The sequence below is a fragment of the Asticcacaulis excentricus genome (genome assembly GCF_003966695.1).
Taxonomy (GTDB): Bacteria; Pseudomonadota; Alphaproteobacteria; order Caulobacterales; family Caulobacteraceae; genus Asticcacaulis; species Asticcacaulis excentricus_A.
On sequence record NZ_AP018827.1, the window covers coordinates 1,789,970 to 1,802,030 of the forward strand.

The 12,061-nt window shown below is 61.1% G+C and carries 12 protein-coding genes; 7 read left to right on the plus strand and 5 right to left on the minus strand.

Going from position 1 to position 12,061, the window contains the following annotated elements; all coding sequences use genetic code 11:
• Positions 1-247: 247 nt before the first annotated feature.
• The 7 genes from EM6_RS08335 to EM6_RS08365 all read left to right on the plus strand — a co-directional run bounded on the left by EM6_RS08335 (position 248) and on the right by EM6_RS08365 (position 7,419).
• Positions 248-2,452: a methyl-accepting chemotaxis protein gene (locus EM6_RS08335; RefSeq protein ID WP_126421844.1), complete on the plus strand. Its 2,205-nt coding sequence runs from the start codon at positions 248-250 to the stop codon at positions 2,450-2,452.
• 142 nt (positions 2,453-2,594) lie between these two features.
• Positions 2,595-3,410 carry a phosphonate ABC transporter ATP-binding protein gene (locus tag EM6_RS08340; protein WP_126421846.1) on the plus strand — a complete coding sequence of 272 codons (816 nt, stop codon included), beginning with the start codon at positions 2,595-2,597 and terminating at the stop codon, positions 3,408-3,410.
• A complete protein-coding gene (gene phnD / locus EM6_RS08345; RefSeq protein WP_126421848.1) occupies positions 3,407-4,462 on the plus strand; it encodes a phosphate/phosphite/phosphonate ABC transporter substrate-binding protein in 1,056 nt (351 codons plus the stop codon). Before EM6_RS08340 ends, phnD begins: the two co-directional genes overlap by 4 nt.
• On the plus strand, positions 4,462-5,277 hold the full coding sequence (gene phnE, locus EM6_RS08350) for a phosphonate ABC transporter, permease protein PhnE (protein WP_126421850.1): 816 nt from the start codon (positions 4,462-4,464) through the stop codon (positions 5,275-5,277). The genes phnD and phnE overlap by 1 nt, the downstream gene beginning before the upstream one ends.
• A 42-nt stretch (positions 5,278-5,319) precedes the next feature.
• Entirely contained in the window at positions 5,320-6,018 is a 699-nt protein-coding gene (locus EM6_RS08355) for an SDR family oxidoreductase (protein ID WP_126421852.1), read from the plus strand.
• Between the two features lie 71 nt (positions 6,019-6,089).
• A complete protein-coding gene (locus tag EM6_RS08360; RefSeq protein ID WP_126421854.1) occupies positions 6,090-7,082 on the plus strand; it encodes a hypothetical protein in 993 nt (330 codons plus the stop codon).
• Positions 7,083-7,128: 46 nt separating this feature from the next.
• Positions 7,129-7,419 (plus strand): hypothetical protein, encoded by a 291-nt coding sequence (locus EM6_RS08365; protein WP_126421856.1) that lies wholly within the window; start codon positions 7,129-7,131, stop codon positions 7,417-7,419.
• A gap of 43 nt (positions 7,420-7,462) precedes the next feature.
• Here the strand turns inward: EM6_RS08365 and EM6_RS08370 are convergent, their stop codons facing one another.
• From EM6_RS08370 to dapF, 5 genes are all read right to left on the minus strand, one after another.
• Entirely contained in the window at positions 7,463-8,065 is a 603-nt protein-coding gene (locus EM6_RS08370; RefSeq protein WP_126421858.1) for a MarR family winged helix-turn-helix transcriptional regulator, read from the minus strand.
• Positions 8,066-8,152: 87 nt separating this feature from the next.
• Positions 8,153-8,842: an inner membrane-spanning protein YciB gene (locus EM6_RS08375; protein WP_126421860.1), complete on the minus strand. Its 690-nt coding sequence runs from the start codon at positions 8,840-8,842 to the stop codon at positions 8,153-8,155.
• 1 nt (position 8,843) lies between these two features.
• Positions 8,844-9,785, minus strand: a complete 942-nt coding sequence (ftsY, locus tag EM6_RS08380) for a signal recognition particle-docking protein FtsY (protein ID WP_126421862.1) — start codon at positions 9,783-9,785, stop codon at positions 8,844-8,846.
• Between the two features lie 47 nt (positions 9,786-9,832).
• Complete coding sequence (gene mtaB / locus EM6_RS08385) at positions 9,833-11,161, minus strand: tRNA (N(6)-L-threonylcarbamoyladenosine(37)-C(2))-methylthiotransferase MtaB (RefSeq protein WP_126421863.1); 1,329 nt, start codon at positions 11,159-11,161, stop codon at positions 9,833-9,835.
• On the minus strand, positions 11,154-11,996 hold the full coding sequence (dapF, locus tag EM6_RS08390) for a diaminopimelate epimerase (RefSeq protein WP_126421865.1): 843 nt from the start codon (positions 11,994-11,996) through the stop codon (positions 11,154-11,156). Before dapF ends, mtaB begins: the two co-directional genes overlap by 8 nt.
• Positions 11,997-12,061: the final 65 nt, after the last annotated feature.

The following is a 12,061-nucleotide window of genomic DNA, read 5'->3' on the forward strand; positions in this document are numbered from 1 at the left end:
GACCGGCGTTAGCAGCGTTTCAACGACGCCCAGCCCTTCGAGAAACGACCTCTTGGGGCCCCAGGGCGCCGACCTATGTGTCGGGGTCCGCCGGAAGCGGGCTATATCGGGTATTTTCGCCTGACTGTAAAGGCGTTTTTTGTGACAATTGGTCCCGTTTTAAACTTGGGAGCCCCTTGGCGGCATTAAGGAAACCGAAACCAAAACACTGTTCTTTTGCGATAAGTCACCCTGCCCGGATTACGCCATGTCTTTCACCGCCCTTAGCATTCGCAGCAAGCTCATCATCATGACCGGGGTCTTTCTGGTGCCGATTGTGCTCATGAGCTATCTGTTCGTGCAGCAATCGCTGAAGGACATCAATTTCGGGCGCAAGGAAATTCAAGGCGTCGAAGCCATGCGCGCCGTGTGGCCCGTTCTGAACGCCACGACCGCGCAGCTTTCCGGCGGTTCGGAGCCTGTTCCGGCCCTTGACCCGCAGGCCCCCGCCCTGAAGGCATTGGCGGCCAGCGAGGCCGAGGCCCTGTCCAAAGCACCGGACGCCGAAGGGGCACTGGCGCTGCTCACCGTCCTCAGCGACCGTTCCAACCTGACGCTCGATCCGGATATCGACAGCTATTACGTGATGGACTCCGTGGCCTTCAAAGCGCCGGATGCCTTAAATCGTATCTCTGCCGTCCTGCATGACATGGCAGCCTATCAGGCCAAGGCCAGCCTGAGCACCGAGGAAACGACCAGCCTTGTCGTGGGCGTGGGGCAGTTCAGCGCCGCCTGGCAGGGCCAGATCACCTCGCTCGACAAAGCGATTGCCGCCAACGGTAGTCTGTTGTCCACGCTCAAGACCGAGCGCGACGCCTACCACGCCTCTGCGCAGGCTTTGGAAGCCGAAGCCCTGACGCTGGCACACCAAATCCAGACGCAGGGCCATGCGACAGGCGTCGATCTGACGTCACTCACCCGCGCCAAAACCGCCTATGCCAAGGCAAGCGATGCCCTGTGGCAAGCCTCAGCCAATGAGTTGAATCGACTTTTGCAGAAACGGATCAGCGGCTTCTCTACAACCCTCTATGCCCTGCTGGCCGTCACCGTGGTGGCGGCTTTGCTGGCGGTGTTTATGGCGCTGGGGCTGGCCCATTCGATCCTGAAAGCCATTAACGGGCTGGATCAGAACATCCGCCATCTGGCGGACAGGGACCTGAATGCCAATCTGCCCGAAGCCACGCGCAAGGATGAAATCGGTCAGGTCGGGCGCGCACTGGAATTCTTCCGCCGCCGCACCATCGAAAAAATCGCCGACGCGGCCAATGATGTGAAACGTAATGAACTGATCATCAAAGAAAAAGACCGAATTAATACCCTTTCGGGACGTATCCGCAATGCCATCACCGACGTCATGGATGCCGTACAGACCCTGTCCTCATCGGTCGGCGATTCCACCGGTGAATTCAGTCAGACCGCCAAAAAAACGCGTGAGGAACTGACGGCAGCCATCGAGCGGCTGAGCGCGTCAGCGCGCGACGTGGACAGCGTGTCGGCCAGTATGGCCGAGGTGAGCCAGAGCTTTGGCGAGATCGCGCGTCGCACCGGCGAAAGCGCGGAAATGACCGATCGCGTGGCCGGAGAACTGGAGCGTTCGCGCGATATGGCGCAGGCCCTGACGCAGGCTGTCGAACGCATCGGTGAGGTGTCACGCCTCATTCAGGACATCGCCGCCCAGACCAATCTGCTGGCACTCAACGCCACCATCGAAGCGGCCCGCGCGGGCGATGCGGGCAAAGGCTTTGCGGTCGTGGCCGGAGAGGTCAAATCGCTGGCCAATCAGACGGGCCGCGCGACCGCTGAAATCGAAGCCCAGATCAATGATGTGCGTCTGGCGGCCGAAAGCATGGTCGGCTCTGTGTCAGAAGTCACCGGCATTATCGCGTCGGTGGCCCAGACGTCGCGCACGGTCGCTGATGCCGTAAAGACCCAGAGCCAGGCCGCTGACAATATCCGTCACAATCTGGAGCGCGCCGCGCTGGGCAATCGCGAGGCCGAACGCATCATCAACCTGCTGCCCGAAGCCACGCGCCGGACGGAACGCACCGCCGACGACATGCAGGCCATTTCTCAGGACATGGCGGGGGCTTCGCGCGATATGCAAACCGAACTGGCGTCGCTTCTGGATGAGCTGGTCGATAAACGGGTAGCCGCGCGTTACGCCTCGACCGAGACGGTGGATATAGAGGTGGCAGGCCGCACGGTGCGCAATCTGCGCCTCTATGACATCAGCGAAACCGGGGCACGTATCGGCGTCACACCGGGGCTTAAGCCCGGCGACACCGTGGTGGTCCGTCTGGTGGATGCCGAGGTGGATGCGCGCGTGATCTGGGTCGGGGAGGACTCCTTCGGGGTTCATATGCTCAACGACTTCCGCTTTACCCAGCATCAGGTGATGCAACTGGCGGCGTAAGCGCTGCGACCTTTTGCGCGCGGCAAAGGCGATGGTTGCCAAAGCGCTCAAACTTCGGCAAGACTCCGGCGTTCATCTTTGTTAACGCCGCACTGCGTTCAGGTGTCGGCGCAGGGGGGACGGGGTTGCCCCGTGAGCGCATATGCCGAGCCTTGTTGACGTTCAGTCGCTGTCGAAAAGCTTTGCGCTCAAGGCGCAGGGTGCGGCACCGGCGCGTCGCTTCAAGGCACTGGATAGTATCTCCTTCACCATGGATCGCCCGCAGCGCATCGGCCTGATCGGCCCGTCGGGGTCGGGCAAGTCCACCCTGTTGCGCAGCCTGTCCGGCCTGATCATTGGCGACGAAGGCTCCGGTCCCGTCACGGTTATGGGCCGCACGGTGCAGGCCGATGGCCGCCTGGGGGCTGAGGTGCGCGCCGCGCGCGCCGATCTCGGAATGGTGGCGCAGTCGTTCAATCTGGTCGGACGGCTCAGCCTGTTTACCAATGCGGCGCTAGGGCTTCTGGGGCGCATTCCGCCTTTGCGCGGCCTGTTCGGCCTGTGGACCGCCGAAGAAAAGCAGCGCGTCATGCAGGCGCTCGATACGGTGGGCATAGCCGACAAGGCGTCGCAGCGCGCGAGGACCCTGTCCGGCGGTCAGCAGCAACGCGGCGCGATTGCCCGCGCCATTGTGCAGGATGCGCGCCTCCTTCTGGCCGATGAGCCCGTCGCCTCGCTGGATCCGGTGACGGCGCGCAAGGTGATGGAGCTTCTGGTGCATCTTAACGAAGACCGTGGCGTCGGCGTCATCGTCACCTTGCATCAGGTGGACTATGCTATGAAATATTGCGACCGTATTCTGGCCCTCAAGGACGGCAAGATCGTATATGACGGTCCCGCCGACGGCCTGAGTGCGGACCGCCTGAGCGAAATCTATGGCCCTGAGATCGAGCAGGCCTATTGGAGAGACCCGTCATGACCCTGTCGCGCAAGGCTATGCTGAGAGGTTTGTCGGCTTCGGCCCTCGCCCTGCCCTTCCTGACCTCGGGCTGCGGTAAGGTCGATCAGACCAAAGGTCCGCGGACGGAAATCAGCTTCTCCATCCTGTCCACCGAAAACGCGCAGAATCAGGAGCCCCTGTGGCGGCCGTTTCTGGCCGACATGGAAAAGCAGACCGGGCTTAAGGTGAAGCCCTTCTTCGGCTCCAACTACACGGCCCTGATCGAGGCTATGCGCTTCAATCAGGTGCAAGTCGGCTGGTTTTCCAACGCCTCCGGCCTTGAGGCCGTGCGCCGCGCCGATGGCGAAGTGTTTGCGCGCTCGTCTGACCCGTCCGGCGTCGATGGCTATCAGAGCGTCATCATTGCGCGCGCCGATTCCCCTCTGACCGCCGAAGACCTGCTGAAATGCGATGGTAAACGCACCTTTGGCCTGGGCGATGTCAAATCGACCTCCGGCACGCTGGCGCCGATGACCTACTTCTTCCTGCCGCACAAGGTCGATCCGGCCAAGTGCTTTAAGACGGTGCGCACGGGCAGCCACGAGGCCAATTTCCAGGCCGTGGCCAATGGCATGATTGACGCGGCCACCAACAACAATGCCTCGCTGGAGCGCATGGCGCAGGTCTCTCCGGAAAAACTGAAACAGATCAAGATCATCTGGACGTCCCCCACCCTGCCGGAAGACCCGATCATCTATCGCAAGGACCTCGATCCGGCGACCAAGGAAAAGATACGCTCCTTCTTCCTGTCCTACGGCACCGGCACTGACGCCGAAGGCCAGCGTCAGCTCAAGATACTGAACAATCTGATCTTTGGCGTGTTCAAACCGGCGGACGATACCCACCTTTTGCCCGTGCGCGAAATGGAAGCTGCCGAAGCGCTGATCAAGGCGCAAAACGCCGGGGATGCGGCCGCCATCCGCAAGGCCGAGGCCGAGCTGAAAGCCATTTCGCGCGAAGCGGCTGCGCGTCAGGCTGCCCCGCAGGCCCTGCCCGACTCTGCGCCCGGCGCACGACCCGGCGCGCAATAATGGTTCATCCCTCTTCGCCCGACGCGCTTCAGCCGCCGCGCGCCTCCCTACCCGAAAAGCTTGTGAACTGGGGGTTGTGGTTGGGCTTTGGCCTGTTGCTGGCGCTCAGTTTCAAGGGCGCGCAGATGGGTGACCTGCCCTTGCTTTTGCAAAAATGGCAGAACACGCGTGCCTATTTAAACGACTACCTTCATCCTGATTTTTCGGATGCAAATACTGTCACCTACTACATCCAGCAGATGTGGATAACCATTCAGGTGGCTATCTGGGGTACACTGATTTCTGTAGGATTGGCGATACCCTTCAGTTTGTTATGTTCCAATAACGTCGTGCCCGCATGGATACGATTTCCGACACGACGCCTCATGGACCTTTTGCGCGCCGTAAATGAGGTGGTGCTCGGTACAGCCTTCCTTGTCGCCGTAGGTTTAGGACCGCTAGCGGGGGTATTGGCTCTGGCCGTGCATAATACCGGCGTACTGGCCAAGCTGTTCTCTGAGGCGGTTGAGGCCGTCGATCAGCCGCCTATCGAAGGGGTCCGCGCTACGGGTGGTACGCGGCTTCACGAAATCGTTTGGGGAGTTATTCCGCAAGTTGCCCCCTTATGGACGTCTTTCGCGCTTTACCGATTTGAGTCGAGTGTTCGCTCAGCCACAGTGCTCGGTTTGATTGGCGCGGGCGGTATCGGTTATGCCCTGTTCCAGAATATTGACAGCTTCAACTACGCCCGCGTGTCGGCCATCGCCCTGATTATCGTTGCCGCCGTGGTGCTTATCGACCTGACCTCTGCGGCGCTGCGCAAGCGACTGGTCTGAGGCCGCCTGTCCGCCGTAAAAGGCGGAAACAGGAGTTCGGCTATGGCGCGTTATCTGATCATTGCAGCAGGGTCCGGCATCGGACAAAGCCTTGTACAACATCTGCGGCAGGGCGGGCACGAGGTGATCACCACCGCCCGCAGCGACCGCACGATCACCCCCGATCATATCGTGGATGCGGCGGATTTCGACGCCGTGGACGCCGTATTTGCAAAGGTGGGCAAGCTGGACGGGGTGGTCAATCTGGCCGGGTCGCTGCTGCTGAAATCCGCAGGCCTGACCAGCCGCAGCCAGTATGATGCCACCATCACCGCCTCACTCACCACGGCCTTTGCCACGGTGCGTTCCGCCGCCCGGCACATGACCGAAGGCGGTTCGGTGGTGTTGCTGTCGTCAGCCGCCGCTCTGGAAGGGCTGGCCAACCACGAAGCCATTGCTGCGGCCAAGGCCGGGGTCATTGGCCTGACGCGCTCAGCCGCCGCCTCCTATGCGGGACAAAATCTTCGCATCAATGCCATTGCGCCCGGTCTGGTCGAAACGCCGCTGACGGCGGGGCTGGTCGGATCAGACGCCGGTCGCCGCGTGTCTGAGTCCATGCACGCTCTGGGGCGACTGGGGAAACCCGAAGACGTCGCCCGCGCCATCGCCTTCCTGCTCGACCCGCAAAACGACTGGATCACCGGGCAGGTGCTGGGCGTGGATGGCGGCCTAAGCCGCGTGCGCCCCAAGCTGAAAGTGTAAAGGCCTCACGCTGATATTGAAGCCTTCCCCCGCATATGGCACAAAAGCGGTCTGCTTTGGGGGAGATTTCCATGATTTCGACGATGCGTATCGGCTTTCTGGCCCTGGCCCTTGGCCTGTGCCTGAACGGGTCTGTACAGGCTCAGGCCGCCCATCCGGCCTCTGCGGACAAAACCGCTCCGGAAAAGGAACCGGAAAACACCGAAAAGGTACTTAAACTGGAATTCCTGCGCCTGCCCGACGGGCGTCAGGCCGTTGCCTTTTCGGGTGAAGGTGAATTGCCGCCTCTGATCGAAGGTTTCGAGAAGATCACCTTGCCGGATGGCCGCATTGCCTATGTGAGTGGATTACCCGCCGACGGGGCCATCCCCTACTGGGCGACACCGATGATCCGCTCGATACCGGACAAACCCGCGACGTGGAAAACAGGCGATGTGACGCACAAGGACATCATCCTGACGATTCCCTATACCTATAAAAAGACCTTCCGCGTGAAATCGGACTTCAGCATCAAGCCGTTGTTTTCCAAGGAGATGAAGGTGTTTGCCAAAGCGGGAACCCTGGGCTTCTATTCAGGCACCTATCCGATGCGCAACGGCTACATGGCCACCGGCACGGCAGACATGCTGTGCATTTTCAATGAACAAAAAGTCCCCTTCCGCTATGCCAATTGCTACCTGCGTCCCCAGGCCGCCGTCGAAGGCGAACCTTGGCTTAACGCCAATACATCCGGCATCGTGCCCACCTCCTATTCGGTTCAAACCATTTACGGCAATCCGCAATATACGCGCTTTGGGCCTATGGATATCGAAGACGGCGATTTCCCTATCGACAAGGATTTCGTTCTGCAGTTGAAAGTGGGGAAGTGGCGCAAGAACGGCACCTGGCTCAACTGGCTTTCGTGGAACGGAGACTGGGTACGCGGTGACTTCATGACGCAGGATAAAGATGGTAAGGTGACTCTCCCCGTGCAGGGCGGTAAGCTGATCATTACGCGCGGCGACGAAAACGACAGCAGCAAGAGCCGGGTCGTCTTCGAGGCTGAAGCCTCACCGGCTCAGTAATCAGGCGTTAACCATTTAAATACCTGAATCACTGCATAAAGGCGGTATGAGCACGATACCGCCTTCCCTGTCCCAGATGCTTCTTGGTCGCGCCGCCACCCCGGCCGCGGCCCAGAAACCGGCGACCGATACCGCTGCGCGTTTCAATGACGCCCTGTCGGCGCAGAAGGCCTTTTTCCGTCAAGCCACAGGTCAGGCGGCGTCTGTTGATCAGCCTGCGCCGAAACCGGCCGGCGTCACGCCCGCCACCTTCAAGGCCGCCGAGATCGCTCAGGGCACCAAGCCCGAAGACCTGCGGATGCTGCGTCCGGGCAGTCTGCTGAATATCCGAATATAAAGACTCTATATCCTTCACCACCTGTGCGTGATGGGAGGTATGATCAGGCGTCCTGCTTTTCCGCCGCAACGCCCTCGTTCAGCGCTGGAAAGGGCAGAGGCGCCTTATGCTTTTTGCCGGCCTTCTTGCCCTTCTTTTTCTTGTCGGCCTTCTTCTCGCCCTTCACCTTGCGCGGCGCGTCTTCAACATCCTCTTCGCGGACAGCGGCGATACGGCGCAGCAGCTTGAGGAAGCTGTCGCGCTTGGGGGGGGACAGCAACGACAGGATGCGCTCATCCGCCGCCTCGACCTTGGGGCGGATCTCGTTGAGAGCGGCGCGCCCTTCGTCGGACAAACGAACCAGATTGGCGCGCGCATCGGTAACTGAGCGTTCACGGGCCAGAAGCCCCTTGGCGATCAGTCGCGCCACCATATCGGCAAGCGTTGAGCGGTCGATGCCGGTGGCCTTGACCAAATCGGTCTGGGTCAGCCCTTCCGCCGTGTCCGCCGCCAGAAGTAGGGCGTACTGCCGCTGGGTCAGGGCGCTGTCGCCGGTTTCTTCGGTATAGATATCCAGGGCGATTTGCAGCACCCGATGCAGAAGATGCGACGGCGAATTTTCCAGCAAGTCCGAACCCTCGAAATGATTACGCTTATGCTTCTTCATGCGCCGTCCCCATGCTGAACGACGCTATCTAAGCATCACTATACAACAGAATTACGACAAATCCATCCGCATACTGACGGAGTGTCTTCAGGAGGCGGACGGGTTCGTTTCCGGCAACATGTTCTTCATCAGGAAGGGCATCAGAAGAAGCGTAAAAAGTACGGGCCCGCCAAACGCAGAGGCCATCTTCCACACCACCCAAACATCATCCGACTGTGTACGCCAGACGATCTCGTTGGCGATGGCCATCACAATGTAGAAGCCCACCCACATCCACGTCAGCTTGGGCCACGCGCTCTCTTTCAGCTTAAGCGCTTCACCCACCATGCTCTTAAGCGGATACTTCTTCATCAGCGCAGCGATACCCAGAATGCTGCCGATCAACGCAAACACGACGGTCACCTTGACCTTGATGAAGATCGGATCGTGGAAGAAAATGGTCATCAGCCCCATCGGAATGGCGAACAGGGTTGCCACCAACGGAATCCACGCCACGCGCTTTTCGATAATCAGTGCGGCCACAAAGGCGATAATTGACAAGGCGACCAGCACACCCGTCGCCCAGATCATCGGTGCGGTGGCGTCCGTGCCGCCGATCTTCAGCGCACGGAAGATAAAGAAGCTGATGCCGAACCCAACCACGGGCCCGAAGTCGATGGCCGTCTTGGTCCAGTTGGTCGCCGCCGGTTCCGGGGCGTCAGGCACAATGGCTTCGGGCAGGGCCTCGGCCTGAGCCTCGGTGATTTCGATACGCGGGTCTTCCTTGGGGGCGGTCATTTTACTCTCCGAGGGGCTCAAGCCCGACCATCGAGCGGGCGAAGGCACTGGCGCGGAACGGTTGCAGGTCATCGATATCTTCACCCACCCCGATCAGCTTGATGGGCGCATCAGAGGCCTTGGCGATGGGCACAAGAATGCCGCCGCGCGCCGTACCGTCCAGCTTGGTCATGACAAGGCCCGACACAAAGGCCTGACGCCCGAAAATCTGTTCCTGACTGAGGGCATTGCGGCCGACCGTGGCATCGAGCACCAGAAGCGTCTCGTGCGGGGCGTCCGGATCGACCTTCTTGATGACGCGGACGATCTTCAACAACTCGTCCATCAGTTGCTGCTTGTTCTGAAGGCGACCGGCCGTGTCGATCAGCACAACATCATAGCCCTCTTCTTTGGCGCGCACCGTGGCGTCATAGGCCAGACCCGCCGCATCGGCCCCGGTCTTGCGACCCATAAAGTCAGCCTTGGCGCGTTCGGCCCACACCTTGAGTTGCTCGACGGCGGCGGCGCGGAAGGTGTCCCCCGCTACGATCAGCACCTTCGCGCCCTTGGCCGTCAGGGAGGCGGCGATCTTGCCCAGAGTCGTCGTCTTGCCCGATCCGTTCACCCCGACAAACAGCACGATATAGGGCTTGGGGCCCGACAGCGGGTCGAAGCTGTCTTCGCGACCTTTCAGTTCCTCGGCGATGGCTTCGGCCAAGGCCTCCTTGACGGCATGGTCATCGGTCGAAGCGAATTTTTTGGCGGCCATCTTGCCGGCAATAGAGGCGGCAATATGCGGACCGAAATCGCTTTCGATCAGCATGTCCTCCAGCGCCTCGATGGCGGCGGCGTCCAGCGTCTTGTTGGCGACGAAGACGCTCGTCACCTGCTCGGTCAGTTGCTGAGAGGTCTTCGACAGGCCCTGCGTCAGGCGCGAAAACCAGCCGGGTTTTTTCTCGGTCATCAGTATCTCCCCCTCGCCCGAATACGGGAGAGGGTCGGGGTGAGGGGCTATATCAGCACAGCCCGCGCGCGTTTTCCGTCATGGCCGGTAATCCGCAAAGAGGCAATACCCCCGACCTTTACTTTCTCTGGCGCATCTCCCTCGAACAGCACCTCGGTAAAGTCCGCTGCGCGGGCAAAGCCGGGCTTTTCGACGACAGCCGACACCTCGCGCCCCACCTGCTTATCGAGGTGCCGCGTCAGGGCCTCCGCCGCCTTGCCACGCAGGCGGGCGGCGCGATCCTTGATCAGGGCGCGCGGCAATTGCGGAATTTTCGCCGCCGGGGTCTGCGGGCGCGGGCTGTAGGGGAAGACGTGCAGGAAGGCCAGATCGCACTCATCGACAAGCGCCAGCGAATTGGCAAAGTGCGCCTCGCTTTCGGTCGGGAAACCCGCAATCATATCGGCCCCGAAGGCCACATCCGGGCGCAACGCGCGCACCTGCTCCACCAGTTTGATGGCGTCATCGCGCAGGTGGCGACGCTTCATGCGCTTGAGGATCAGGTCATCGCCGTGCTGCAAGGACAGGTGCAGATAGGGGGCCAGCCGTTCTTCTTCGGCAAACAGGCGCAGCAGGGTGTCGTCGATTTCCGCGGCATCAATAGACGAGAGGCGCAGACGGTTAAGGTCCGGTACGTGCTTAAGGATACGCGCCACCAGATGCCCCAGTTGCGGCTGACCCGGCAGGTCATTACCCCAGGAGGTGAGATCGACCCCCGTCAGCACCACCTCATTATAGCCTTCGGCGACCAGCCGCGAAATCTGTCCCACGACATCACCCGCCGCCGCAGAGCGCGAATTGCCGCGTCCATAGGGGATGATGCAGAAGGTGCAGCGGTGATCGCAGCCGTTTTGCACCTCGACATAGGCGCGGGCGCGGTCCTTTAGTCCGTCGATCAGGTGACCGGCGGTTTCACGCACCGAAAAGATGTCGTTGACCGCAATGCGCGCCGAGTCGGGCCGCAGCGCATAGGCGCCGGCCTTGGCCTTGTCACCATTGCCGATGATGAAATCGACCTCACCCATGGTGGCAAAGGTGTCAGGATCGGTTTGCGCCGCGCAGCCGGTGACGATCAGGCGCGCTTCCGGGTTTTCCTTGCGTGCGCGGCGGATGGCCTGACGCGCCTGACGCACGGCTTCACCGGTCACGGCACAGGTGTTGAAGATGATGGCCCCATCCAGCCCGTCTTCGGCGGCAACCTTGCGAATCTGCTCGGACTCATAGGAGTTCAAGCGGCAGCCGAAAGTCACCACCTCGACACCCGACGTCACGCCCGTGGGTGTGGTGGGTGGTTCGGCGGGAACCTCTTCGTGAGGGTGAGTGTGACCATCAGCCATTGAGCTGGCCTTCGAATTCGACCTCGACCGGGCCCGTCATGATGACGTGATCATCCGCCTGACGCCACAGGATGTGCAGCGGGCCGCCATCCATAATGACCGTGGCGTGGCGGTCGCTCAGGCCGCGTCGCGCGCAGGCGACCAGCGTGGCGCACGCCCCGGTGCCGCAGGCCCTGGTGATACCGGCCCCGCGTTCCCACACCCGCATACGGATGGCGTTGCGGTCGATGACCTGCGCAAACTCAACATTCACCCCTTCCGGAAATAAGGGATGGTTTTCGATCAGGCTGCCCGTGCGTTCGACATCGACCGCCGCCACGTCTTCAACAAAGAAGACCACGTGCGGATTACCCATCGAGACGGCGCACGGCGTGTGATAAAGCGGCGCATCGATCGGCCCGACCTGAAGCTCCAGCCGTTCGGTGTTCATCTCTTCCGACAAAGGAATCTGCGTCCAGTCGAGTCGCGGCGCGCCCATATCGACGCTGGCCATACCGGTTTTCGCATCGCGCTCCAGCACCTTCGCTGTCGTCGCCCCACCCAGGGTGTCAATGCGAAGGTCGGCACCGGGGGTGTCGCGGTCAAGATACCAACTCACGCAACGCAAGGCATTGCCGCAGGTTTCCACCGTACCACCATCGGAATTCCATACCCGCATGAAGGCGTCACCCGATGCCGAACCCTCGATCGAGATCAACTGATCGAAGCCGATGCCGGACACACGATCCCCCCACGCCTTCACCTGAGCGGCGGAGGGGCTGAAAGGGGTGTGGCGGGCATCGACGACCACGAAATCGTTGCCGAGGCCGTTCATCTTGAGAAAGGGGCGCGTCATGTGTCAGACGGCTCGCGGTTGGCCCAAAACCGGACATCCACTTTCGGGCGCGAGCCTTTGGCCGC